Source organism: Chiayiivirga flava (assembly GCF_014202825.1).
Taxonomy (GTDB): Bacteria; Pseudomonadota; Gammaproteobacteria; order Xanthomonadales; family Xanthomonadaceae; genus Chiayiivirga; species Chiayiivirga flava.
In genome coordinates this window covers 107,300-131,492 of record NZ_JACHHP010000005.1, presented here as the reverse complement: position 1 = coordinate 131,492, position 24,193 = coordinate 107,300, and the positions used below count along the sequence as shown (strand labels likewise).

General features: G+C 67.1%; 19 protein-coding genes. 16 read left to right on the top strand and 3 right to left on the bottom strand.

All coding sequences use genetic code 11. From position 1 onward, the window contains the following. Positions 1 to 414: 414 nt before the first annotated feature. The 3 genes from HNQ52_RS13685 (at position 415) to HNQ52_RS13675 (ending at position 4,532) form a co-directional block, all read left to right on the top strand. Positions 415 to 1,281: a tryptophan 2,3-dioxygenase gene (locus tag HNQ52_RS13685; RefSeq protein WP_183961735.1), complete on the top strand. Its 867-nt coding sequence runs from the start codon at positions 415 to 417 to the stop codon at positions 1,279 to 1,281. 175 nt (positions 1,282 to 1,456) lie between these two features. Continuing rightward, entirely contained in the window at positions 1,457 to 2,962 is a 1,506-nt protein-coding gene (locus tag HNQ52_RS13680) for a peptide MFS transporter (RefSeq protein ID WP_183961734.1), read from the top strand. A gap of 91 nt (positions 2,963 to 3,053) precedes the next feature. Continuing rightward, complete coding sequence (locus HNQ52_RS13675) at positions 3,054 to 4,532, top strand: peptide MFS transporter (protein ID WP_183961733.1); 1,479 nt, start codon at positions 3,054 to 3,056, stop codon at positions 4,530 to 4,532. 191 nt (positions 4,533 to 4,723) lie between these two features. On the opposite strand, the gene HNQ52_RS13670 is transcribed toward HNQ52_RS13675, so the two are convergent. Beyond that, entirely contained in the window at positions 4,724 to 5,203 is a 480-nt protein-coding gene (locus tag HNQ52_RS13670; RefSeq protein ID WP_183961732.1) for a MarR family winged helix-turn-helix transcriptional regulator, read from the bottom strand. A gap of 91 nt (positions 5,204 to 5,294) precedes the next feature. Between HNQ52_RS13670 and hppD the strand changes: the two genes are divergently transcribed. The 6 genes from hppD (at position 5,295) to maiA (ending at position 10,675) form a co-directional block, all read left to right on the top strand. After that, positions 5,295 to 6,383 (top strand): 4-hydroxyphenylpyruvate dioxygenase, encoded by a 1,089-nt coding sequence (gene hppD, locus HNQ52_RS13665; protein WP_183961731.1) that lies wholly within the window; start codon positions 5,295 to 5,297, stop codon positions 6,381 to 6,383. A gap of 199 nt (positions 6,384 to 6,582) precedes the next feature. After that, entirely contained in the window at positions 6,583 to 6,912 is a 330-nt protein-coding gene (locus HNQ52_RS13660) for an endonuclease domain-containing protein (protein WP_246387847.1), read from the top strand. 50 nt (positions 6,913 to 6,962) lie between these two features. Next, positions 6,963 to 8,252: a homogentisate 1,2-dioxygenase gene (gene hmgA, locus HNQ52_RS13655; RefSeq protein ID WP_246387846.1), complete on the top strand. Its 1,290-nt coding sequence runs from the start codon at positions 6,963 to 6,965 to the stop codon at positions 8,250 to 8,252. 17 nt (positions 8,253 to 8,269) lie between these two features. Continuing rightward, complete coding sequence (locus tag HNQ52_RS13650) at positions 8,270 to 8,896, top strand: lectin (protein ID WP_183961729.1); 627 nt, start codon at positions 8,270 to 8,272, stop codon at positions 8,894 to 8,896. Positions 8,897 to 8,953: 57 nt separating this feature from the next. Next, positions 8,954 to 9,952, top strand: a complete 999-nt coding sequence (locus HNQ52_RS13645; RefSeq protein WP_183961728.1) for a fumarylacetoacetate hydrolase family protein — start codon at positions 8,954 to 8,956, stop codon at positions 9,950 to 9,952. A 60-nt stretch (positions 9,953 to 10,012) separates the two neighbouring features. Then, the gene (maiA, locus tag HNQ52_RS13640; RefSeq protein ID WP_183961727.1) at positions 10,013 to 10,675 is read left to right on the top strand and encodes a maleylacetoacetate isomerase; all 663 of its coding nucleotides are present in this window, start codon (positions 10,013 to 10,015) and stop codon (positions 10,673 to 10,675) included. A 117-nt stretch (positions 10,676 to 10,792) separates the two neighbouring features. On the opposite strand, the gene HNQ52_RS13635 is transcribed toward maiA, so the two are convergent. Continuing rightward, on the bottom strand, positions 10,793 to 15,178 hold the full coding sequence (locus tag HNQ52_RS13635) for an Ig-like domain-containing protein (RefSeq protein WP_183961726.1): 4,386 nt from the start codon (positions 15,176 to 15,178) through the stop codon (positions 10,793 to 10,795). Between the two features lie 168 nt (positions 15,179 to 15,346). Next, complete coding sequence (locus HNQ52_RS13630) at positions 15,347 to 16,474, bottom strand: PilT/PilU family type 4a pilus ATPase (RefSeq protein WP_183961725.1); 1,128 nt, start codon at positions 16,472 to 16,474, stop codon at positions 15,347 to 15,349. A 216-nt stretch (positions 16,475 to 16,690) separates the two neighbouring features. Between HNQ52_RS13630 and HNQ52_RS13625 the strand changes: the two genes are divergently transcribed. The 7 genes from HNQ52_RS13625 (at position 16,691) to HNQ52_RS13595 (ending at position 24,181) form a co-directional block, all read left to right on the top strand. Beyond that, on the top strand, positions 16,691 to 17,026 hold the full coding sequence (locus HNQ52_RS13625; RefSeq protein WP_183961724.1) for a DUF4398 domain-containing protein: 336 nt from the start codon (positions 16,691 to 16,693) through the stop codon (positions 17,024 to 17,026). After that, positions 17,023 to 17,988, top strand: a complete 966-nt coding sequence (locus tag HNQ52_RS13620) for an OmpA family protein (RefSeq protein WP_183961723.1) — start codon at positions 17,023 to 17,025, stop codon at positions 17,986 to 17,988. The genes HNQ52_RS13625 and HNQ52_RS13620 overlap by 4 nt, the downstream gene beginning before the upstream one ends. Positions 17,989 to 18,386: 398 nt before the next feature. Continuing rightward, positions 18,387 to 18,605 carry an HP1242/YdcH family protein gene (locus HNQ52_RS13615; protein WP_183961722.1) on the top strand — a complete coding sequence of 73 codons (219 nt, stop codon included), beginning with the start codon at positions 18,387 to 18,389 and terminating at the stop codon, positions 18,603 to 18,605. A 325-nt stretch (positions 18,606 to 18,930) separates the two neighbouring features. Then, complete coding sequence (locus HNQ52_RS13610) at positions 18,931 to 20,301, top strand: pyridoxal-phosphate dependent enzyme (protein WP_183961721.1); 1,371 nt, start codon at positions 18,931 to 18,933, stop codon at positions 20,299 to 20,301. A 128-nt stretch (positions 20,302 to 20,429) separates the two neighbouring features. Continuing rightward, the gene (locus tag HNQ52_RS13605) at positions 20,430 to 21,590 is read left to right on the top strand and encodes a cystathionine gamma-synthase (protein ID WP_183961720.1); all 1,161 of its coding nucleotides are present in this window, start codon (positions 20,430 to 20,432) and stop codon (positions 21,588 to 21,590) included. Next, the gene (locus HNQ52_RS13600) at positions 21,590 to 22,786 is read left to right on the top strand and encodes a GumK N-terminal domain-containing glycosyltransferase (RefSeq protein WP_183961719.1); all 1,197 of its coding nucleotides are present in this window, start codon (positions 21,590 to 21,592) and stop codon (positions 22,784 to 22,786) included. The genes HNQ52_RS13605 and HNQ52_RS13600 overlap by 1 nt, the downstream gene beginning before the upstream one ends. Positions 22,787 to 22,816: 30 nt before the next feature. After that, positions 22,817 to 24,181, top strand: a complete 1,365-nt coding sequence (locus HNQ52_RS13595) for a glycosyltransferase (protein ID WP_183961718.1) — start codon at positions 22,817 to 22,819, stop codon at positions 24,179 to 24,181. Positions 24,182 to 24,193: the final 12 nt, after the last annotated feature.

The following is a 24,193-nucleotide window of genomic DNA, read 5'->3' as shown; positions in this document are numbered from 1 at the left end:
CGATGGAAAGGTTTCACTTGATACCAGTGGCGGTGTGACCGAATCAAGGCGCAGTGCGGCGAAGGTTGATGGGGCGCGTGGTTGGGCGCGGCTGGATCACTTCCGGGCACAGGTTTTCGCGCAGGCGTCGGGTTTCCCCTCAACGTCATTCCCGCGAATGCGGGAATCCAGTGCCGTTGCTCGTTTTTCGCTTTGTTCGATGTCGAAACCAAGAAGAGGCACTGGATTCCCGCATTCGCGGGAATGACGGGTGGAAGGTTTGCGCGGCTTTCGGGTGTTGCGCGAAAGCGCGGGAGCGGGAATGCAGCAACGCAGGGCCGCGCTATGCGTGTGTGTGTGCTGCCAACGGTCGATCACACAGCAAACGCCCCATCCCGCACCCCGCGTACAATCGCCCTCCACCGAGGAGCCCGCATGCCCGCCGACACCAACCAGCGCCCGCTCGAACACGACATCACCACCGACCTGCGCGACCGCCTCACCTACGGCGGCTACCTGCAGCTCGACACGCTGCTGTCCGCGCAGCTGCCGCTGTCCGATCCGCCGCATCACGACGAGATGCTGTTCATCATCCAGCACCAGACCTCCGAGCTGTGGATGAAGCTGGTGATCCACGAGCTGCGTGGGGCGATCGCGCACCTGCGCGCCGATCACGTCGATCCCTGCCTGAAAATGCTGGCGCGGGTGAAGACGATCCAGAAGCAGCTCAGCGAGCAGTGGTCGGTGCTCGAGACGCTGACGCCGAGCGAATACCTCGAATTCCGCCACGTGCTCGGGCCCGCCTCGGGCTTCCAGTCGCTGCAGTACCGCCTCGTCGAATTCCTGCTCGGCAACAAGAACGCCGACATGCTGCGCGTGTTCGACCACGACGCCGCCGGCCATGCCGAGCTGCGCGAGGCGCTCGAAAGCCCGAGCCTGTACGACGAACTGCTGCGCTGGCTCGCGCGCCGCGGCCACGCCATCCCGGGCGAGCTGCTCGAACGCGAGTGGTCGCAACCGCACCGCCGCAGCGAAGCGCTGATCCCGGTGTACAAGCGTATCTACGAAAACACCGAGGAGTTCTGGGAGGAGTACCACCTGTGCGAACAGCTCGTGGATGTGGAAACCAACTTCCAGATCTGGCGCTTCCGCCACGTGAAGACGGTCGAACGCATCATCGGCTATCGCAAGGGCACCGGCGGCAGCTCGGGCGTTGCGTTCCTGCGCAAGGCGCTGGATCTGACGTTTTTCCCCGAGCTGTTCGACGTGCGCGGCGTGCTGGAGAGCCCGTCCGCGCGCTGAAGCGAGCGCGACGCGCGACCTCCGGGTTTGACGCCCGCCGCCGCAGCGGGTAAACCTGTGCGGTCGCCAGCGGCCGCTTTGCTGCGGTTCAGCTTGGCGTCGAAGCCGCACCGCCACGCGCTCCGGCACGTCCGGGCCGCACCGATCATCTTCCACACGATTCAGGGGACACCGCATGAGCGGATCTGCCGCAACGCCCGTCGCGGGCGCCGAACTTCCGGACTTCAAGCAGGTGATGGGCCATCCACGTCCGTTGTGGATGCTGTTCATGACCGAGTTCTGGGAGCGCTTCGCGTTCTACGGCATCCGCTGGGCGCTGGTGCTCTACATCGTGGCGCAGTTCTACAACGGCGACGCCAGCGGCGAATCGCCGGCCAACCAGGTCTACGGCGCCTATCTTGCGCTGGTGTACGCGGCCGCGATCTTCGGCGGCTATGTCGCCGACCGGATCATCGGCTACCAGCGGTCCATCCTGGTCGGCGCCGTGATCATGGCGGCCGGCCTGTTCATGATCGCGATGCCGAACGATGCGATCTTCAAGCTCGGCCTTGCCACGATCATCGTCGGCAACGGGCTGTTCAAGCCGAACATCTCGACCATGGTGGGCCAGCTGTATTCGGTCACCGACGGCCGCCGCGATTCGGGCTTCACGCTGTTCTACATGGGCATCAACCTGGGCGCGATGATCGCCCCGATCCTCACCGGCTGGCTCGCCGAGCAGGTGTTCGGTTCGCCGCAGATGCCGGCGTACAAGGTCGTGTTCATCGCCTCGGGCATCGGCATGCTGCTGAGCCTGGTGTGGTTCTGGTTCGGGCGCGCGCAGCTCAAGGGCATCGGCGCGCCGCCGGCCGGCGCCGCGGGCGGAAGCCGCGTCGTCGCCACCATCGTCGGCGCGCTGGTCGCGATCCCGGTGTTCTACTACCTGCTCTCGCTCGGCAGCGCCACGCTGCAGTGGCCGCTGACGATCCTGTTCATCGCGCTTGCGATCCTGCTGCTGGTCGAAGGCATCCGCGAAGGGCCCAAACATCGCGACATGGTGATCGCGATGCTGATCATCTTCACCTTCAACATCATCTTCTGGTGTTTCTTCGAGCAGGCCGGCAGCTCGTTCAACTTCCTCGCGCAGAACATCGTCGAGCGCAACCTCGGCGGCTGGATCTTCCCGGTGGGCTGGTTCCAGTCGGTGAACTCGGTGGCGATCATCACGCTCGCCCCGGTGCTGGCGTGGCTGTGGGTGCGCATGGGGCGCAACAATCCGTCGATCCCGCGCAAGTTCGGCCTCGGCCTGATCTTCAACGGTCTCGCCTTCCTGCTGCTGATGGCCGCGCTCTCGGGCATGGTCGATCCGCAGACGCTGAAGATCCCGTTCTGGACGCTTTTCATGGTGTACGTGATCCAGTCGGTGGGCGAGCTGTGCCTGTCGCCGATCGGCCTGTCGATGGTGACCAAGCTCGCGCCCGTGCGCCTGGTCGGCTTCGGCATGGGCGGCTGGTTCCTGTCGACCGGCATCGGCAACAACCTGTCGGGCATCTTCGCCAGCCACGTCAGCGGCGAGACCGGCATGAGCGTGGAGTCCGCGCTGTCGGGCTACACCTTCGGCTTCTGGGCGCTGGTGATTCCCGGCGCGCTGCTGTTCCTCATCGCGCCGCTGATCCAGCGCCTGATGCACGGCGTGAAGTGACATCCGCGGCCGGGCGCATGCGCGCGCCCGGCCGTTCCTGCGGCCGCGCCGTGCGGCGCCGCCATCCCTGCTGCAACGACCGGACCCGACGATGGCCCAGCCGATTTCCGACCGCGTGTTCACGCCGCCGCCGCCGGGCGATTTCATGGGCCATCCGCGCGCGCTGTGGATGCTGTTCGGCGCCGAGTTCTGGGAGCGCTTCGCCTACTACGGCATGCGTGCGCTGCTCGCGGTGTACGTGGCGACGACATTCTTCGGCCTGCTGCCGGAGGGCGAGGCCAAGGCGCAGGCCAGCCTCACCTACGGCGCCTACACCGCGCTGATCTACGCCACCGGCATCTTCGGCGGCTTCATCGCCGATCGTTACCTGGGCTATCGGCCGTCGCTGTGGGTCGGCGGCCTGCTGATGGCGGCCGGCCTGTTCCTGCTGCTGATTCCGCAGCTCGACTGGTTCCTCCTCGGGCTCGCGGTGATCGTGGTCGGCAACGGCCTGTTCAAGCCGAACATCTCGACCATGGTCGGCATGCTGTATGCGCCGGGCGACGCGCGTCGCGATTCGGGCTTCACGATCTTCTACATGGGCATCAACGCCGGTGGCGCGCTGGCGCCGCTGATCTGCGGCACGCTGGTCGGCGCGCACTTCGGCTACAAGTGGGGTTTCTTCACCGCAGGCCTCGGCATGATCCTTGGCCTGGTGATGTTCCAGGCACTGGTGTCGTGGCTCGGGCCGATCGGCGCGGCGCCGAAGCCCGAGCGCAACTGGAACCGTGCGTTCAAGGTGACTGCGGGCTGCATCGCGCTGGTGCCGGTGGTGTACCTGATGCTGAGCCAGGCGAAAATCGTCGGCTGGATCCTCATGGGGCTGATGCTGGTGCTGGCGGTGTACTTCATCGGCAGCGGCATGCGCAGCGGCGACAAGGTGCAGATGCACCGCTACATCGCGATGTTGCTGCTGTTCCTGGCCAAGATCCTGTTCTGGGGCATGTTCGAGCAGGCCGGTTCGTCGCTGAACTTCTTCGCCAAGGACTATGTCGACGCGCCGTTCGACTTCACCCTGTTCCAGTCGGCCAATCCGGTGTTCATCATCCTGCTCGCGCCGCTGTTCGCGTGGCTGTGGCCGAAGCTCGAGACGCGCAACATCAATCCGTCGATCCCGCGCAAGTTCGCCATCGCGCTGGTGCTGGTGGCGATCGGCTTCACCACGCTGGTGCTGACCATCCAGCACGCGATGGCGGGCGACGGCCGCATCGCGTGGCAGATGCTGGCGCTGGCGTACGCGATCAACACGATGGGCGAGTTGTGCCTGTCGCCGATCGGCTTGTCGATGGTGACCAAGCTCGCCGCGCCGAAGGAAACCGGCATGGCGATGGGTGCCTGGTTCCTGTGCACGGCGATCGGCAACTACTTTGCCGGTGCCGTGGCCTCGGTCGCGAGCGGCGGCTCGGGCGCGACCGGGCTTGCGCAGTATGCGGAAACGTACACCCACATCGCGTACGCGGGCTTCGGCTTCGGGGTGTTGCTGATGCTGTTCGCGCCGCTGGTGAACAGGCTGATGCATGGGGTGAAGTGACGCGGCGGCGCTGTGTCCATTCCCCACCGTCGTCCCGGCGAACGCCGGGACGCCAGTGGCGTTGCTTGTGGTGCGGAGCGACCGGGAAAACCGAGCAACGTCACTGGGTCCCGGCTTTCGCCGGGACGACGGGGGTGAGGATCAAGCGGGTCCAGGCGAATCGGCTTCGTTGGACTCGATAGCGCCGAGACTCAGCCTGCCAGCGCTGCCCGTTCCACCTTCCACAACTTGTCGAGGATCCGTGCCAGCCACGCGCGCTCCTCTTCATCCAGATGCGCCAGCAGCTTCGCCTCGTGCTCCCGCGCCAGCGGGGCCACCGCATCGAAGATCTTCCACCCGGCGGCCGTCAGCCGCAGCACCGACTGCCGCTTGTCGTGCGCCGCCACGCTGCGTTTCACGCGCCTGGCATCCAGCAACCCGGCCACGGCGCGGCTCACCGCCACCTTGTCCATCGCCGTGCGCTCCGCCACCTCGCGCGCCGACACATCCGCGTAACGACCCAGCACCGCCATCACCCGCCACTGCGTGACGGTGAGGCCGAAGCGCTGTTCGTACTCGGCGGCGATCGCCTGGCTCACCGTGTTCGACAGCACCGACAACCGGTACGGCAGGAAGCGCTCCAGTTCGAGCGTGGCGTGTGTCTGTGCGGCGGACGCGGCGGATCGGGGCATGGTGCGCTGCTTCTTGCACTTGGTTTCAGATGAAACTATAAAGTCGGCTTTCCCGCGGCGCAATCGCCGCCACCGATCCTGGAGGTCCGCGATGAGCGCGCAGATCGACGCCGGCATGAAGCCGGTCACGTTCGACAATCCCATGGGCATCGACGGCTTCGAGTTCGTCGAGTTCGCATCCCCCGAACCCGAGAAGCTGCACGCCTACTTCAAGGCGCTCGGCTTCACCGCGGTGGCGCGGCACAAGACACGCAAGATCACCACCTACCGCCAGGGCGACTGCACCTTCCTCATCAACGAGGATCCGGATTCGTTCGCGTCGGACTTCGCCGCCAGGCACGGCCCGAGCGCCTGCGGTTTCGCGATCCGCGTCAACAAGCTCGCCGAATGGGCGCGCGTGCAGGCGCTGAAGAACGGCGCCGAGCCCGTCGGCGAACGTGAAGTGACGAAAGCGGTGGCTGCGCCGGTGATCAAGGGCATCGGCGACTGCATGCTCTACATCGTCGACCGCTACGACGACCAGGGCACGATCCACGATCCGGACTACGAGTGGATCGAAGGCGCCGAGAAGATGCCGACAGGCTTCGGCCTCACCTTCATCGATCATCTGACGCACAACCTCTTCCCCGGCAACATGGCGAAGTGGGCGGATTACTACGAGCGCTTGTTCAACTTCCGCGAGATCCGCTACTTCGACATCAAGGGCGTGAAGACGGGACTCGTGTCGAAAGCCATGACGGCGCCGGACGGCATGGTGCGCATCCCGCTGAACGAGTCGCACGACCCGAAGTCGCAGATCAACGAATACCTCGACGCGTACAAGGGCGAAGGCATCCAGCACATCGCCTGCTTCACCAACGACATCTACTCGACGGTGGAAAAGATGCGCGAGGCCGGTGTCGAGTTCCTCGACACGCCGGACGCGTATTTCCGCTACATCGACGAGCGGATTCCTGACCACGGCGAAGACGTGGCACGGTTGGCGAAGAACAAGATCCTGATCGATGCGGATCCGGAAACCAAGCAAAGGAAGCTGCTGCAGATCTTCACGCAGAATGCGATCGGGCCGATCTTCTTCGAGATCATCCAGCGCAAGGGCAACGAAGGCTTCGGCGAAGGGAATTTCACGGCGTTGTTCGAGAGCATCGAGCGGGATCAGATGCGGCGTGGGGTGTTGTAGGCGGGTTCGCTGCGGCGCGTGCGTCGCGCGGTGATCGCTTCGCGTAAGTCGCAAGGAAGCGACGTCCTTCAATCCCCCTGTCGCTGAGCCCCTCTCCCTCCGGGAGAGGGGTTGGGGTGAGGGTCCGGCAATGCCGACGAGTCGAAATCCACCGCTGCCTGCACACACGCGCAACATCGCCCGCACCTTGCGCAGTTCGATGCCCGATGCCGAGCGTGAACTCTGGTTCCATCTTCGCGGTGGGCGATTGCTCGGATTGAAATTTCGCCGTCAGTACCCGATGCCGCCATACGTGGTCGATTTCATCTGCATCGAGGCGCGACTGATCGTTGAGCTGGACGGGTCGCAGCATTCGCAGGATGTGGATCGTCGGCGCGAGGACATGTTGAAGGCACAGGGATTTCGGGTTGTTCGTTTCTGGAACAACGAGGTGTTGAGCAATACGGAGGCGGTGCTTGAGGCGATCATCAGTGCCGCTGGGTGCCGGACCCTCACCCCAACCCCTCTCCCGGGGGGAGAGGGGCTTTAGGCGCGGGACCGGGTGGGTGCGATCGGATTCTTGAATTTCCAGGTGACGTGATGGCGTACATGATCGGCTTTGCAAACCACTTCGCCACCGAAGCCCTTGACGGCGCGCTGCCCATTGGCCGCAACTCGCCGCAGCAGGCACCGTACGGCCTCTACGCCGAACAACTCTCCGGCACCGCCTTCACTGCCCCGCGCGTGCACAACCAGCGCAGCTGGCTCTACCGCATCCGCCCTGCCGCGATGCACGGCACGTTCGCGCCGTACGCCCATCCGCATCTGCACAACCGTTTCGGCGAACAGCCCACGCCGCCGGACCAGCTGCGCTGGAGCCCGTGTCCGCTGCCGTCGGTGCCGACCGATTTCGTCGACGGCCTCTTCACGATGGCCGGCAACGGCGCACCCGCGTCGCAGCACGGCATCGGCATCCATCTTTACGCCGCCAACGCCTCGATGCAGGGCCGCTATTTCTACGACGCCGACGCCGAACTGCTGCTCGTGCCCCAGCGCGGCCGCCTGCACATCGCCACCGAGTTCGGCGTGCTCGATGTCGAACCGCAGCAGATCGCCGTGATTCCGCGCGGCGTGCGCTTCCGCGTCGACCTGCCGGACGGCGCGTCGCGCGGCTACGTCTGCGAGAACTTCGGTGCGAACCTGCGCCTGCCCGACCTTGGTCCGATCGGTTCCAACGGTCTCGCCAACCCCCGTGATTTCGAAACGCCGGTCGCACGCTACGAGGACGAAGAAGGCAGCTTCGAACTCATCGCCAAGTTCCAGGGCCAGCTCTGGCGCGCCGACATCGGCCACTCGCCGCTCGACGTGGTCGCCTGGCACGGCAACTACGCGCCGTACCGCTACGACCTGCGCCGCTTCAACACCATCGGCTCGATCAGCTACGACCATCCGGACCCGAGCATCTTCACCGTGCTCACGTCCCCGAGCGACACGCCCGGCACCGCGAACCTCGATTTCGTGATCTTTCCGCCGCGCTGGCTCGTGGCGCAGGACACGTTCCGCCCGCCGTGGTTCCACCGCAACATCGCCAGCGAGTTCATGGGCCTGGTGCACGGCGCCTACGACGCGAAGGCCGACGGCTTCGCGCCCGGCGCCTGCTCGCTGCACAACAGCATGACCGGCCACGGGCCGGATGCTGCGACGTTCGAGAAGGCGTCGCGCGCGGACCTGTCGAAGCCGGACGTGATCGCCGATACCATGGCCTTCATGTTCGAAACGCGCGCGGTGATCCATCCGACCGCGCAGGCGCTCGATGCCCCCTGGCGGCAGCGCGACTACCAGCAGTGCTGGCAGGGCCTGCGCAAACATTTCGATCCGGCGCGGCGCTGAGCCGCAGGGAGTACGCGATGCATCGTTCCATCCCGATCCTGATCTGCACGTCCGCGCTGCTGCTCGCTGCGTGCAACGGTGCGCCGGACCCGGCGACGCCGCCGGCCGCGTCGACGCCCGCCGCCACACCCGCGCCCGCCACATCCGCGCCGGCCACGCCGGATGCCGCTGCCGACGCGCGCGTCGCGCTCAGCGCCGACGGCCCGCACTGGTTCGGCTACGGCCAACTGCGCTGGGGCATGACACCCGAGGAGATGCAGGCGGCATTCCAGCCCGGCACGCTGTCGCGGCCGGCGGGCGTCGGCACCGACGACACCTGCCACTACCTGGTTCCGGGCAACAGCGCCGGCGACGTGCGGCTGATGGTCGAGGAAGGCCGCTTCGTGCGCGCCGAATTCCTCACGCCCGCCACCACCGCGCCCGGCGGCGGGCAGGTCGGCTGGAGCGCGGCGCGCGTGCGCGCGACGTACGGCGCAGCACTCGCCGAGACGCCGCACAAGTACGAAGAGGGCGCGCTGTACCTGCGCATCAAGGCGCCCGAAGGCGACGGCGTGCTGCTGTTCGAGACCGACGCGAGCGGCACGGTGACGCGCTGGCGCATGGGCGTCGCGCCGCAGGTCGACTATGTCGAAGGCTGCGCCTGACCACATCCACTCCCGCCGCGGCGCTGCGTCGCCGGCGATGCACGAGGAACGCACGACGTGAAACTGGGTTCGTTGAAAGGCGGCGGCCGCGACGGTCGCCTTATCGTGGTCTCGCGCGATCTGTCGCGTGCGGTCGAGGCCGCCGGCATCGCGCCGACGCTGCAGCGGGCGCTGGAAGAGTGGGAGACGCTGGCGCCGCGCCTGAACGCGCTGTCGGAAGCACTGAACGACAGCGACGCCGAGACGATCAACGGCCTGCCCGTGTTCAAGCTCGATCCCGCCGAGCTCGCCGCGCCGCTGCCGCGCGCCTACGAATTCGTCGACGGCTCGGCCTACCTGCCGCACGTCGAGCGCGTGCGCCGCGCGCGCGGCGCCGAGGTGCCGGAAAGCTTCTATGTCGATCCGCTGATGTATCAGGCGGTGAGCGCCGGCTTCTACGGACCGCGCGATCCGGTGCGCGTGCCGAGCGAGGACTTCGGCATCGATCTGGAAGCCGAAGTGATCGTCGTCACCGACGACGTGCCGATGGGCGCGACGGCGCAGCAGGCGGCGCGGCACATTCAGCTGATCGGCCTCGTCAACGACGTGTCGCTGCGCAACCTGATCCCGAACGAGCTCGCGAAGGGCTTCGGGTTCCTCCAGTCCAAGCCGCGCTCGGCGCTCAGCCCGGTGTTCGTGACGCCGGACGAGCTCGGCAACGCCTGGCGCGACAACCGTGTGCATCTGCCGCTGCTGACCCATGTCAACGGCGCGTGGTTCGGTGCGCCGGAGGCCGGCGTCGACATGCAATTCGATTTCGCGCAGCTGATCGCGCACGCGGCGAAGACGCGGCCGCTCTCGGCCGGCACCCTCGTCGGCTCGGGCACGGTGGCCAACCAGGACACCACCTTGGGCGCCTCGTGTTTTGCCGAGAAGCGCACGGTGGAAACGCTCGAACACGGCAAGCCGATCACGCCCTTCATGCGCTACGGCGACACGGTGCGGATCGAGATGCTGGACGCCGACGGCGCCTCGGTCTTCGGCGCGATCGAGCAGACGATCGCGCCGCCGCCGTAGTCGACCTTTCCCGCAGGCGCCGGCCGGCGTAGGCTGCGCCCACACAGGGGAGGGACGGCGATGGGCGAGGGACTCAGACTCTACGGCTACTGGCGCTCGAGTGCGGCGTACCGCGTGCGCATCGCGCTCAATCTCAAGGGGCTCGACTACGTCACCGTGCCCGTGCACCTGGCGCGCGACGGCGGCGAGCAGCATGCCGCGGACTTCCGCGAACTCAACCCGCAGGCGCAGGTGCCGGTGCTGCGCGACGGGCACCGCGTGATCCGCCAGTCGCTGGCGATCATCGAGTACCTGGACGAAACCCATCCCGATCCGCCGCTGCTGCCGGCCTCCGCACGCGAACGCGCGCGCGTGCGTGCGCTGGCGCTGGCCGTGGCCTGCGACATCCATCCGCTCAACAACCTGCGCGTGGTGCAGTACCTGCAGGCGCAGTTCCCCGCATTCGCCGAGCAGCGCGACGCGTGGATGCGGCACTGGATGGCGCTCGGGTTCGCCGGCGTGGAGGCGCTGCTGGCCGAGCATCCGTCGACCGGCGAATTCTGCGACGGCGACAGCCCGGGCCTTGCCGATTGCGTCCTGATCCCGCAGGTGTACAACGCGCGCCGGTTCGCGCTGGACATGGCGCCGTACCCGACCATCGTGCGCATCGATGCGGCGTGTCGGGCGCTGGCGCCGTTCGAGGCGGCGCTGCCTGAGAACCAGCCGGACGCCACGCCCGGCTGAGTCCGGCCGCGCGGCAACGCGCGCTGCCGCGCCGGAAACGAAAAGGGGCGACCGTCGCCGGTCGCCCCTCTTGTTTTATCCCATCCCGGTCGCCTGCGCGACCGGGTGGTACGTCGCTCAGTCCTCGAAGCCGTCGCCGAAGATGTCGAGGCCGACGACGCGCAGCGTGAAGCTCGCCGATACCGTCTCGCCGTCGGGATCTTCGGCGGTCACGGTGACCGTGTAGTCGCCGATCTCCGCTTCGCTCGGCGTGCCGCTGATCGTGCCGGTGGCCGGGTCGATCGTCAGCGAGGCCGGCAGGCCGGTGGCCGAGAAGACCAGCGTGTCGCCGTCCGGATCGCTGAAGCCGATGCCGGCGACGAGGCTCACGTCGGTGCCGTACACGTAGGTGGCGTCGTCGATGACGCCGGCCACCGGCGGCAGGTTCGAGCACACGATCGTGATCGTCACCGTGGCCGTGCTTGCCTCGGTCCCGTCGCTGGCGGAGTAGGTGAACGTGTCTTCGCCGCAGGCGCCGTCATCGGGCGAGTACAGGATGGCACCCGTGCCCGACACGGCCACCGTGCCGAGCGTCGGCGGCGTGGCGAGGCTGGCGGTGAGGCTGTCGCCGTCGGTGTCGGTGTCGTTGGCGAGCAGGCCTTCCGCTGCTGCGACGTTGAGCACCTGGTCCTCGTCCGCGGTGTAGGCGTCGTCGACCGCCACCGGCGCGTCGTTGACGCAGGCGATGTCGAGCGTCACCACGGTGGCGTCGGACGATTCCGTGCCGTCGGTGGCGTGGTAGGTGAACGTGTCGATGCCGCAGAAGTCCGCCTCGGGCTCGTAATTGAAGCCACCATCGGCGTCCAGCACCAGCGCACCGTGTTCCGGCGATGCTTCGAGCACGGCCGACAGCGGATCCGGGTTCTCCGACGTGTCGTTGGCCAGCACGCCCGGGGCGGCGATATCGAGGGTGGTGTCCTCGGTCCCGGCATAGCTGTCGGCCACGGCCTCGATCCCTGTCGCGTCGAGCGTCGGCACCAGACACCATTCGGCCAGCGTGCCGGTGTCGATTCCTACCCGGTCGGAGATGTTGAGTTCCCACACGCCGGTGAGGTCTTCACCGTCGAACGCGGACAGCGGCGCGTTCGGCGTGTAGTGCCCGCCGACGGTATAGGCCGGGGCCGCGTTGACGCAGCTGCTTTCGACCGAGCCGTCCAAACCCTCGTCGTCGATCACGATGTCGACGTTGTCGCCGTTACAGCCGTTGGTGCTGGCCGGAACGCCGGGGCGGTCCATCGGGGTGATGACCGTGCCGGTGGCCACGTGCCGCAGCGTCACGACCAGATCGCCCGCCCAGGTGTGTGCCACGTCCAGACCCAGGTCGAGGTCGAGGATGGTGCCGCCCGCGGCCGCGCTGACGGTGATCGTGGAGGTGACGCCCGCCGGCGTGTTGTCCGGGATGGCGAGGTTCGGCGTTGCGCAGAACAGCGGCACCGTGGTGAACGAGCGCGGCGCCGATGCGACGCCCGCACCGCAGTTGTTGTTCGCCGTCACGCGCCAGAAATACGTCGTGGCGCCGCTCAGGGCGGTGCCCGGAACGTGGCTGGTGCCGCTCACGGTCGCACTGTAGTCGGGGCTGCCGAAGCCGGGGTCGTCGTCCACCACCAGGGTGTAGTCGATGGCGCCGGGCACCGCGTTCCAGGTGAAGGTGGGCGAGATCGTCACGTTCGACGCGCCGTTGGCCGGCGTGAGCAGCGCCGGCGCCGCGGCGAGCGCGGACGAGTGCTGCAGCATGACGGTGTCGTCGTGCGTGTTGGTACCGTCGTTGCCGACGATCGACAGCGGATAGTTGCCGCTGGCAAGTCCGCCGGTGGTCGTCACCGTGAACAGCGAATCGAACGGCGCCGCGCCGGAGGGCGGTGCGAGCGCCGCGCTCGCGCCTGCCGGCACGCCGCCGGAGGACAGCGTGACGTTGCCGACGTAGCCGTTGTAGGCGCCGACCTCGACATCCCACACCGCGCTGTCCGCGCCGCAGGTCTGGATCGCGGCAGGCGTTGCGTTGACGAAGAAGTCCGGCGTCTGGGCGCAATTGCTGCACACCAGCGAGAAATCCTGGTCGGTGCTGTCCGCGTTGTTCGGGATACCGTCACCGACGATTCCGGTGCCGGTCACGGTGACCACGATGGCGCCCGTGGTGCCGGCCGGCAGGAACACCGCTTCGTAGTTGTTGGCCGTGTCCGGGGCACCACCACCGGGGGTGCTGAACTGGCCGGTGAAGCGGTTGCCGGTGTACGCCACACCGTTCACGGTGACGCTCAAGTCGAGGTTGTTGACCTGCGGCGTGGTGTCGCTGATCGCGCCGGGTGCGTCGCTCCATGCCAGCGCGATGCGCACCGGCTTGGCCGGATCGGCGACGCCGCCGGCGAGCACGTAGGTGTCGCCGGTGGCACCGAAGACCTCGGTCTGGTCGACCACCACGTTGAGCGTGCTGTCGTCGAAGGCAGCGCTCATGTTCGGCATGCCGTAGCCCTGGTTGTTGGAGGGCAGGTTGTCGTTGGCGCTGACGCCGGTCAGGTAGGTCGGGAAGGCCATGAGCCAGGCCTTCATCATCGCCGAGCTCGGCGCCGCCACGCCGTATTCGGTCTGCAGCCAGCGGTAGACGAGCGACGCGATGCCGGCGACCGCGGGTGTCGAATGGCTGGTGCCGGACGACGCCGCGAAGACGGTCTGGTTGGTGGGGCGGAATTCGTCGCACACGCCCGAGCCGTCGTAGTTCGGACCGTTGCTGGCGGTGCCCTGGATGTGCGTGCCGGGCGCGATGAGTTCGGGCTTGGCGCGCCCGCCTTCCACCGGACCGCGGCTGGAGAAGCCGATGATGTCGCGTGCGTCGTTGGCGCCCGACGCGCCGATGCCGCAGCCATCGTTCCACGCGCCGGTTTCGTCGGGACCCGGGCGGGCGTTTTCCGACGCGCCCACGGTGATCATGTTCTTGCCCGAGCCCGGCGAACCGACCGTCGAGGCACCCGAGCCCTGATTGCCGGCCGCGAAGATGTGGATCATCGGCTGGTTGCCCGCTTCGGTCAGATCGCCGTCGCGCGTGCCGATATCGTAGGCTTCCGAGCTGTCGTCGTAGTTGCCGCCCACCGGCGCGCCCCACGAGTTGCTCGTGATCGGGGCGCCGCGGTCCTGCGAGGACTTGATCACGCCCGCGTCGGTGCCGCCGCAGTTGGTGACGACGTAGTTGCCCGCGTTGGTGAAGATCTTGGTGTGGGCCAGGCGGGTGTACGGGTTGATGCCCTGGCCGCGCAGATAGCCCTGCGGATCCTCGAACGGGGTCTGGATGCCGCCGCTGTCGCCGCGCGGATCGTAGCCGCCCACCACGTTCGTGTTCAGATGGCCGTGTCCGCCGCCGCCATCGGCCGGCGATGCGCCGGTGGTGCAGTTGAAGACCGAGGCCAGGCGCGTGGTCACGCCGTCGCCGTTGCGGGTGAAGGTGATGTCGCCGCCGCCGTTGACCGCCGAGCCGTTGCCCAGGCCGTCGTCGACGACGTCGATGATCGGATAGTCGGCCGGATCGGTCGAGAAGCCCAGACCCTGCAGCCAGCCGCGGTAGCCGATGCCGGACGGGCCGGAGCGGTCGCCGTTGAAGTTGCCGGCCACGATCTGCGCCTGCACCTCGTCGTAGAGGCGGCGCGGCACGCGCGTTTCGACCGCGAACACGTCGGGCAGGTTGGCGATGACCGAAAGATCCGATTCGATCACGCGCAGCTGCAGCGATTCCTTGGTGAGACGATCGTCCCACACCGGCGTATTGCCGCTGCGGTCGAGCGCCTGGATGGCCTGCTTGCTCGCGCCGGAGGCGGCGTGCTTGGCGATCTGCACCGTGATGTCGATTTCGTTGCCGGGCGAAAGGCCGGCGCGCGCGCGCTCGGGCAGTCCGCCGCTGAGCTTGTAGAACGCCGGCAGCGCCGTGACCGCGCGCAGCAGGGGCTCGTCCCGAAGCGAGGCGACCAGACGGCTCGCCGTGGCGTTGTCGGCGAGCACCGCGTACGCATTGCCCGAGAGCGACGCGACCACGCGCGTGCCGGAGGCGGCGATCGTGTTCATCAGCGCGTCGGTGGTCGGGCCGTTGAGCTGCAGGATGTGGATCTGCGGACCGTCACCCTTCGGCACGCCGAACGCACTCGGCACGTCCTGCGGCTGCGCGGGATCGAACGCGCCGGCTTCGAACAGCACGGCCTTGCCCTGCAGCGCCGATGCGTGGCGCGCGGTGGCCGCGATTTCGATGCGATGCGCGGCGTCCACCTGCCACAGTTGCAGCGTGCCGTAGTCCTGGACAAGGTGCAGGCCGGGCTCGTTGCCGGCGTAGACACCCGCGGGCAGCAATACGTGGTCTGCATCGGCCGTGGCCGAGAGGGTGGCCGGGCCGGCCAGGGCCGCGGCGCCGTAGAGAACGAGCGAAGTCGCGATGCATAGCCGCGACGGACTCAGCCTGCGCGTGCCGCGCAGCGAAAAACCGGACATGGAAAAACCCCCGAACAGGAAGGAAGACATCCGCGTACCGCGGATCCGATCCGGGTGGCGCCCCCGCCCCCCGAACGGGGTGACTGTATCAGGGCGGCGACAAACGCAAAAGAGCAGTGCAGAAGGTCACGCGAACGTACCGGAAGGTACGTCAGTGTTCAGTTTCGATCAGCCGTAACTGTCCTGCGCGCTCGGCTGGTTGAACGCGTCGGCGTACGGATCGTGTTCGCCGGTGGCGCCTTCGGAGAGACGGATCTTGAGCGCGAGGCCATCGCGCGAGTCGGCCTTGCGCAGCGCCTCTTCCAGGTCGATCTTGCCGTCCTTGTACATCCGGAACAGCGACTGGTCGAAGGTCTGCATGCCGTCCTGCAGCGAGCGGTCCATCGCTTCCTTGATCTCGTGCACCTGGCCGCGGCGGATCATGTCGCGGATCAGCGGGGTGTTGATCAGCACCTCGGTCGCCGGCAGGCGCTTGCCGTCCTTGCCCACCACCAGGCGCTGGCTGATGACCGCCTTCAGGTTCAGCGACAGGTTCATCAGGATGTTCTTGTGCGCGGTCTCGGGGAAGAAGTTGAGGATGCGCTCCAGCGTCTGGTCGGCGTTGTTCGAGTGCAGCGTCGCAAGACACAGATGGCCGGTTTCGGCGAACGCGATGGCGGCTTCCATCGTGGTCTGGTCGAGGATTTCGCCGATCAGGATCACGTCCGGCGCCTCGCGCATCGCGTTCTTCAGCGCGTTGTGGAAGCCGTGGGTGTCGAGGCCCACCTCGCGCTGGTTGACGATGGACTTCTTGTGCCGGTGCAGGAATTCGATCGGATCCTCGATGGTGAGGATGTGGCCGGGCGTGTTGGTGTTGCGGTGATCGATCATCGCCGCGAGCGAGGTCGACTTGCCCGAGCCGGTGGAACCCACCACCAGCACCAGCCCGCGCGGCTCCATGATGATGTCGCGCAGGATGGTCGGCAGCTTGAGCTGCTCGATGGTCGGGATCTCGGACTTGATCGCACGGATCACCATGCCGATCTCGCCGCGCTGCTTGAACACGTTGATGCGGAAGCGGCCGGCGTCCTTCACCGCGATCGCCATGTTCAGTTCCAGGTCGCGCTCGAACTGCGGCACCTGGCCCTCGTCCATCAGCGAATACGCGATCTTCTTCACCATGCCGGCCGGAAGACCCGTGTTGCCGAGCGGGTAGAGCTTGCCCTCGACCTTGATGTTCACCGGAGCGCCCGTCGTCAGGAACATGTCCGACGCGTTCTTCTCGGTCATCAGCTTCAGGAAATACCCGATATCCATCGTTGCGCGCCCCGTGCCTGCGTTCCGTCGTCCCCGACCCTTCGCGGAAATCCGTTGCATGATGGGCAGCGGGTTTCCACAATACGTTCGAGCGTGCCTCGAACGTTCCCCAGCGGATTTCTCCACGATCATATGACAAACACCGGCATGCCTAGAACCCTGATTGACTCGAATGTGGTCCAGACAGTGCGCAGAGCGCGTCTGGTTGTGACTTTGGTGGCGATTACAGGTATCGCCGGTTGCGCCGGCACGCCGCCGCCGCGTGGCCTGCTGGACGGTGCCGACCGCGCCATCGGCGACGCCCGCAGCGCCCGCGCCGAGGACCACGCCCCGGTGGAGCTGGGCCACGCGCAGGAGCGCCTCGCCGCGGCGCGCGCCGCGATGGCCGAGCGCGACTACGACGCCGCGGCCCGGTACGCGCAGCAGTCCGAAGTGGATGCCCGGCTGGCCGAACTGCGCAGCCGCGCCGCCGAGGGCCGCGAGCAGATCCAGCAGCGCAGCGCGGAAAACGCCCGTCTGCGGCGCGACCTGCTGGGCGAGGGCGGCCGATGAACGCCGTCCGCACCGGCCTGTTCCTGCTCGCCCTGGCGCTGGCCGCCGACGCGGTCGCCGCGCCCAAGGTCGATCCCACGGTCGACCGGCTGCGCAACGAACTGCGCGCGCTGACCAGCGATCCGGGCCTGGGCGACCTCGCCGAAGCCGAACGCATCCGCGCCGAGCAGGCGATCGCCGCGCTGGCGGCCGCCGGGCGACGCGAGCGCGAGGCGCTGGCCTACATCGCCGAACGCCGCGTCGACATCGCGCGCAGCGCGGCCGAGGTGCAGTTCCAGCAGCGCCAGCTCGACCAGCTCGAGCGCGAAAAGGACCGCATCGTGCTGCAGGCCACCCAGCGCGACGCGGAACTCGCGCGCCTGGAAGCGGAGAAGCTGCGCCTGCAGAACCTTGCGCGCCAGGAGGAAACCCTGCGCGCGCAGCAGAACGAGGCCAGCGCCATCGCGCTGAGCGAGCTGTCGTCGGCCGAGGCCGAACAGGCCCGGCGCGTGGCAGCGGCGCAGCAAGCCGAAGCCAGTCTGGCGCGGCAGGAGGCCGATCTGGCGTTCGCCGCGGCCGAGAGCCTGCGGCTGCAGCTGCAGTCGATGACCGCCCGCAGCGATGCGCGCGGCCAGGTGATGACGCTCGCCGGCGACGCCTTCGCCAGCGGCCAGTCCAGCCTGCGCGCGGAAGCGCGATCGAACCTGCAGCGCGTGGTCGAGTTCGTCAACGCCTACCCGGGCCAGCCGGTGCTGATCGAGGGCCACACCGACAGCCAGGGCAGCGCCAACCTCAACCAGGTGCTGAGCCAGAAGCGCGCCGAAGCGGTGCGCGATGCGCTGATCCAGGACGGCGTCGACGGCTCGCGCCTGAGCGCGCTGGGCGTGGGCGAGGACCGGCCCGTGGCCGACAACGCGAGCGAGGACGGCCGCGCCCGCAACCGGCGCGTGGAAATCGTGGTGCAGGGCGCCGGCGCACCCTGAAAAATCAGCGGCTTGCCCGCGATTTAACATCCTCTGAATCCGTAAACGCCTGAATCGACAGGCCTGTTGCCCACGCGCAACAGGCCTGCGGCGGACGTGGTTCTTAAACAAAACCCGAACAAAAACAGAGATTTGCGTATCGGCTTGCACCCTCCCGGGCAGCGGAGTAGGGTCAAATTCCCGTGCCGGCCGTCCCGCCGCCACGGCCTCGTGAAGCCAGGCCGATGACACCACTTCCTGCCACTTCGGAGACCGCCGCCGCCCATCGCCGGGTTCGCGCGGTTGCGCGGGCGACAGCCGCGCGGAGCCTGACTTCCCCGTGCCCGGAGCCTTTCCCGGAGACCGCCCGCGGCGGTGCCGCTGGCGGCCTTCTCCCGTCCGACAGAGGAGATCCGCCGATGTTCGAAGCCCAAGCACAAGCCGAAGTCGAAGCGCTGCTCAAGAGCGACACGGAATTCCGCAAGCTCTACCAGCGCCATCGCGAACTGGACAAGCAGGTCCTCGACGCCGAACTGGGCGTCCGCGCGATCGACGACACCACGCTTGTGAAGATGAAGAAGGAAAAACTGTTCGCCAAGGACCGCCTCACCCGGCTGTTCGAGGCACGGCTGCACTGACGCTGCATTTTCGCCAACCGCGTCCGGGTTTCGGGCGGCGGATTGGCGGATCCTGATTTGCGGCGCCTGCGGGCGTCGCCGATGCCGGGAGACGGCATCGAAACGGTCCTCGTCGGGCCGGTGACGGCTACCTCGTCGGTTCGTCACCGGCCCGCATTTCTTCCGCGTGCGCTACGACCGTTGCTCGCACTTGCCGCAACGGCGAACGAAGCGTTCCTTCTCCCGCAGGGAGAAGGAATTCCTCCGATGGCGCCGTTCGACTCCCCGCGAGCGCCTCCCGTCCGCCCCGGCTATCATCGCGGACCCACCCAGCTCGCGCCGCCGCATGACCATCCACGCCAGCGTCCTCGACCTCATCGGCCACACCCCCATCGTGCGCGCCCAGCGCCTGGACACCGGCGTCTGCGAGCTCTATTTCAAGCTCGAAAGCGCCAACCCCGGCGGTTCGATCAAGGACCGCATCGGGCTGTCGATGATCGAATCGGCGGAAAAGGCCGGCAGGATCAAGCCCGGCGATACCCTGGTCGAAGGCACGGCCGGCAACACCGGCATCGGCCTGGCGCTGGTGGCGCAGTCCAAGGGCTACAAGCTCATCCTCGTGGTGCCGGACAAGATGAGCCGCGAGAAGATCTTCAACCTCAAGGCCATGGGCGCCGAGGTCGTGCTGACCCGGTCCGATGTGGCCAAGGGCCACCCGCAGTACTACCAGGACATGGCCGAACGCATCGCGCGCGAAACCCCGGGTGCCTACTTCATCAACCAGTTCGGCAACCCGGACAACCCGCGCGCGCACTACGAATCCACCGGCCCCGAGATCCTCGAACAGATGGACGGCAAGCTCGACGCCATCGTCTTCGGCTGCGGCTCCTCCGGCACCATGACCGGCCTCTCGCAGTGCTTCGCCGAGCAATCCCCGAACACCGAATTCGTGCTCGCCGATCCCGTCGGCTCGATCCTTGCGCAGTACATCAACGAAGGCATCCTCAACGAGAAATCCGGCAGCTGGATGGTGGAAGGCATCGGCGAGGACTTCCTGCCGCCGATCTCCGACTTCTCGCGCGTGAAGAAGGCCTACGCCATCAGCGACAAGGAAAGCTTCCTCGCCGGCCGCGAACTGCTGGCCAAGGAAGGCATCCTCGGCGGCTCGTCCACCGGCACGCTGCTGGCCGCCGCGCTCAAGTACTGCCGCGAACAGACCACCCCGAAGCGCGTCGTCGTCTTCGTCTGCGACACCGGCAACAAGTACCTGTCGAAGATGTACAACGACTACTGGATGCTCGACAACGGCTTCCTCGAACGCGAAACCCACGGCGACCTGCGCGACCTCATCCTGCGTCCGTACTCGCGCCGCGACACCGTCGTCGTCGCACCCACGGACCTGCTGGTCACCGCCTACCAGCGAATGAAGCTCTACGACGTCTCGCAGCTGCCGGTGATGGAAGACGACCGCATCGTCGGCATCCTCGACGAATCGGACGTGCTGCTGCACGTCTACGGCAGCGAAGTGCGCTTCCGCGACCCGGTCTCGACCGCGATGGTCAACAAGCTCGAAATCCTCGATGTGAAGGCGCCGATCGAAGCGCTGCTGCCGGTGTTCGAACACGGCCATGTCGCCATCGTCATGGACGGCGAGAAATTCCTCGGTCTCATCACCCGCATCGATCTGCTCAATTATTTGCGCCGACGGGTGCAGTAACACCGTTTGTCACGAAATCACGCTCTTTTGCGTTAGGCCTTGTTCGCCGGGTGGTATTGCGGCGCACAAGCGGACACAATGCGGCCGGCCCATGGGGGTGGGCCGCTCTTTTCTGATGTTGGACTCTCATGCAGACGACCCCCGATCTCGGCCTCGGCACCCTCGCCATCCACGCCGGCCAGGAACCCGACCCGAGCACCGGCGCCGTGATGGTGCCGATCTACGCCACCTCCACCTACGCGCAGAAAAGCCCCGGCGTGCACCAGGGCTTCGAATACTCGCGCAGCCATAATCCGACGCGGTTCGCCTACGAGCGTTGCGTGGCGGCGCTCGAAGGCGGCACGCACGGCTATGCCTTCGCGTCGGGCCTCGCGGCCACGTCGACCCTGCTCGACGTGTTCGACAGCGGCAGCCACGTCGTCTGCATGGACGATGTCTACGGCGGGACGTATCGCCTGTTCGAGCGCGTGCGGCGGCGTTCGGCCGGGCTCGACTTCAGCTTCGTCGACCTCAACGACATGGCCGCGCTCGAGGCCGCGGTGCGTCCGGAGACGCGGCTGATCTGGATCGAGACGCCGACCAATCCGATGCTGAAGATCGTCGACATTCCGCGCATCGTCGAATTCGCGCGCAAGCGCGGCATCCTCGTCGGCGTCGACAACACCTTCGCCACGCCGATGCTGCAGCGCCCGCTCGATCTCGGCGCCGACATCGTCATGCACTCGGCCACGAAATACCTCAATGGCCACTCCGATATCGTCGGCGGCATGCTGGTGGTCGGCAGCAACGCGGAACTTGCGGAGAAGATGACCTTCCTGCAGAACGCGGTGGGCGGCGTGCAGGGCCCGTTCGACAGCTTCCTCGCGCTGCGCGGCCTGAAAACCCTGCACCTGCGCATGAAGGCACACTGCGAATCGGCGATGGAACTGGCGGGCTTTCTCGACGGCCATGCCGGGATCGAGAAGGTGATCTACCCCGGTCTGCCGTCGCACCCGCACCACGGACTGGCGAAGACGCAGATGCGCGGCTTCGGCGGCATGATCAGCGTCTACGTCAAGGGCGGCCTCGCCGGCGCCACGCGCTTCATGGAGCGGACGAAACTCTTCGCCTGCGCGGAGTCCCTCGGCGGCGTGGAGAGCCTGATCAACCACCCGGCGATCATGACGCACGCATCGGTGCCTGCCGAGCAACGCGCGCGGCTGGGCATCCACGACAACCTCGTGCGGCTGAGCGTGGGCGTGGAAGACGTGGCGGATCTTCGCGCGGAGCTCGACGCCGCGCTCCGCTGATGTTCGATCTAGCACCGCCGTTGCGTTCCCGATCAGGCCGCACCGCTCTGGTCGTCTCCACACAGCATTGGCGCTCACCGTTCCGGATCGGCAGTCATCACATCGCCGAAGAATTCGCGCGCCGTGGCTGGCGCGTGGCATTCGTGTCGGCCGCGCTCAGTCCGCTACACCTGCTGCCCGGTGTCGGCGCAATGAAGCCCGTCCGCTGGCAGAGCTGGCGCCGCGGTGGCGAATACGATGCCGACACCGGCGTTTGGCACTACGTGCCGTTCTCGCTTCTGCCGATCGCCTACGCCCGCGGTTTGCGTCAGCACTGGATGGTGCGCAATGCGTGGCGCTTTGCCCTGCCTCCGATTGCACGTGTCTTGCGCGCGGCAGGGTTTCCGACCATCGATGTGGCACTGACAGATCACTTCTTCCATGCGCAATTCTTTCCGAGCGTCGAACCGCGCATGACGGTTTATCGTGCGGCCGACATCACCACCGACTACCCAGGCGGAGGGAATGCGCTCGCACCGCTCGAGAGGCGGTTCGCGCGTGCCGCAGACCTCGTGCTTGCGACCTCGGTCGTGGTGCAGGCGCATATGCGTTCGAGCTGCGGAGTCGAGGCGTTGCTGCTCGAGAATGGTGTGGAACTCGAACGTTTTGCACGCCCTGCAGCACGACCACCCGAGTACGCTGCGTTGCAGGGGCCGATCGCGGTATATGTTGGCGCAATGGACGCTTGGTTCGATACGCCTCTGCTGCGGCTCTGCGCGCAACGTCGCCCCGACGTGCAGTTCATGCTGGTCGGCCCGCCGGGCGATGCGGCCGCGGCGTTGGCCGGCCTGCCGAACGTGCATCTGCTTGGGCCGCGCCCGCACGCGGCGCTGCCGGCTTACCTGCAGCATGCGGATGTCGGATTGATCCCGTTTCGTGCAGTCGGGAGCGAGCGCTTCATCGCCGGCATCAATCCGCTCAAGGCTTATGAGTACATCGCAAGTGGTCTGCCAGTGGTGTCCACACGGCTGCAATCGTTGCCGTTGTCGACGGCTGTGCGAATGGCTGACGACCACGCCACCTTTGCGCAGACACTGGACGCCACGCTGCTCGCACCGCCGGCGGGTGTGGCGGCGAATCCGGCGTGGGATTGGCGCCTGCGGCTGGTGCCGTTGTTCGATGCGATCGAACGTAGACTCGCGTCGGCCGATGCGTGATCGCCGGCAGCACGCGTATGGATGGCGCCGATGAATCGCGCCGATCGCATGCTGCGCTGGCTGAGCGAGCATGCCGAGCTTGCGCTTGTAAAGGCACTGCTGGTCTTCCTGCAGCGGGTACCATGGATCGGCCCTGTCGTGGCTTTCAGAATGGGTGACCTGCACGGCGCGTTGCGGGGATTGCGCCGCTGGCCGAACACACGTCTTGCATGGCAGGAGCAATTGCGCGACAAGATCGACGCGATGCTGGTGGACTCACCCACATCCGTGGGCCAGGCCCCGCGCGCGTTTGCGCGGGCACCGCAACGCATCCTGTATGTGGTAGACGTTGCGCCGAACGTGTCTCGGTCTGGCTATGCGTTGCGCACGGCCGCACTGACGGAAGCGTTGCGCGCAACGGGCTTGCAGGTACAGATTGTCGCGCGCTTTTCCTCGGAGCCGGATATGGCCAGTGCTGTTCCCGCATCGGTATTCGAGCCTGAGCGCGCTGCCATCGAGCGCCACGCGGCTGCGCTGGTACGCATTATCGAGCGTGAGCGCATCGACGTGGTACACGCCGCATCCCCGTATGCGAACGCACATGCAACCAACCTGGCGGCGGCACGTTGCGGGATCGCGTCTGTCTACGAGATGCGTGGCCTGTGGCATCGGACGCGAGCTGCCCGGGAACCGATGTATGGAGAAAGCGCGCATTACGCGCATGGTGAGCGTCAGGAACTGCGCGCCTGCATGGAGGCCTCGCTCGCGATCGCGTTGTCGACGCCGATGCAGGCCTGGATGGTTGCTGGAGGCGTGCCAGCCGCCAGTACTGTTGTGATCGGCAATGCGGCGAATACGGCGCGGCCGCATGCCATGCGGCCGCCGCGTGACGCGCGCACCGTAACACTAGGGTATGCCGGTGCACTGGAGCGATATGAGGGCCTCGACCGACTGCTCCCGTTGTTCGCAAACCACGCCCTGTGCGAAGCGCAACTCCTGATCGCGGGCGACGGTGCGGAGCGCAAGGCGCTGCATCGACAGGCAACGCGGCTGGGTCTCGGGTCACGCGTCCACTTCCTTGGTACGCTGCCGCCCGAGCAGCTCGAGGGGTTTTACGCGCGCTTGGATGCCATCGTCCTGCCGCGCATCGACAGCGCGATGACGCGCATGGTGCCACCGCTCAAGCCCTTCGACGCATTGGCGCACGGGGTACCGGTGCTGATGTCGGTCGCGGTCGCTGAAGCGGTGGGCGATGTGCTGCGCCGACGCGACGATGTGTCAGTGTTCGCCGATGTTGCGGAGGTGCCGTCACTGCTGCCCGAGCTGCAGCGTTCGGCGCTCTGGGTACCGCCACCGGATTGGAGACTGCGCGCCCGGGAATTGCTTGATGCCTACGGTTGCCTCTCGTGGCGCTGACGCGCCGCAGCT

Excerpts from the sequence above, each read along its gene's own strand:
- hppD (WP_183961731.1), top strand. The coding sequence starts at position 5,295 with ATGAGCGCGCAGATCGACGCCGGCATGAAGCCGGTCACGTTCGACAAT.
- HNQ52_RS13620 (WP_183961723.1), top strand. The coding sequence starts at position 17,023 with ATGAACGCCGTCCGCACCGGCCTGTTCCTGCTCGCCCTGGCGCTGGCC.
- maiA (WP_183961727.1), top strand. The coding sequence starts at position 10,013 with ATGGGCGAGGGACTCAGACTCTACGGCTACTGGCGCTCGAGTGCGGCG.
- HNQ52_RS13630 (WP_183961725.1), bottom strand. The coding sequence starts at position 16,474 with ATGGATATCGGGTATTTCCTGAAGCTGATGACCGAGAAGAACGCGTCG.
- HNQ52_RS13605 (WP_183961720.1), top strand. The coding sequence starts at position 20,430 with ATGCAGACGACCCCCGATCTCGGCCTCGGCACCCTCGCCATCCACGCC.
- HNQ52_RS13635 (WP_183961726.1), bottom strand. The coding sequence starts at position 15,178 with ATGTCCGGTTTTTCGCTGCGCGGCACGCGCAGGCTGAGTCCGTCGCGG.
- HNQ52_RS13685 (WP_183961735.1), top strand. The coding sequence starts at position 415 with ATGCCCGCCGACACCAACCAGCGCCCGCTCGAACACGACATCACCACC.
- HNQ52_RS13650 (WP_183961729.1), top strand. The coding sequence starts at position 8,270 with ATGCATCGTTCCATCCCGATCCTGATCTGCACGTCCGCGCTGCTGCTC.
- HNQ52_RS13595 (WP_183961718.1), top strand. The coding sequence starts at position 22,817 with ATGAATCGCGCCGATCGCATGCTGCGCTGGCTGAGCGAGCATGCCGAG.
- hmgA (WP_246387846.1), top strand. The coding sequence starts at position 6,963 with ATGGCGTACATGATCGGCTTTGCAAACCACTTCGCCACCGAAGCCCTT.
- HNQ52_RS13615 (WP_183961722.1), top strand. The coding sequence starts at position 18,387 with ATGTTCGAAGCCCAAGCACAAGCCGAAGTCGAAGCGCTGCTCAAGAGC.
- HNQ52_RS13600 (WP_183961719.1), top strand. The coding sequence starts at position 21,590 with ATGTTCGATCTAGCACCGCCGTTGCGTTCCCGATCAGGCCGCACCGCT.
- HNQ52_RS13675 (WP_183961733.1), top strand. The coding sequence starts at position 3,054 with ATGGCCCAGCCGATTTCCGACCGCGTGTTCACGCCGCCGCCGCCGGGC.
- HNQ52_RS13680 (WP_183961734.1), top strand. The coding sequence starts at position 1,457 with ATGAGCGGATCTGCCGCAACGCCCGTCGCGGGCGCCGAACTTCCGGAC.
- HNQ52_RS13610 (WP_183961721.1), top strand. The coding sequence starts at position 18,931 with ATGACCATCCACGCCAGCGTCCTCGACCTCATCGGCCACACCCCCATC.
- HNQ52_RS13670 (WP_183961732.1), bottom strand. The coding sequence starts at position 5,203 with ATGCCCCGATCCGCCGCGTCCGCCGCACAGACACACGCCACGCTCGAA.
- HNQ52_RS13660 (WP_246387847.1), top strand. The coding sequence starts at position 6,583 with ATGCCCGATGCCGAGCGTGAACTCTGGTTCCATCTTCGCGGTGGGCGA.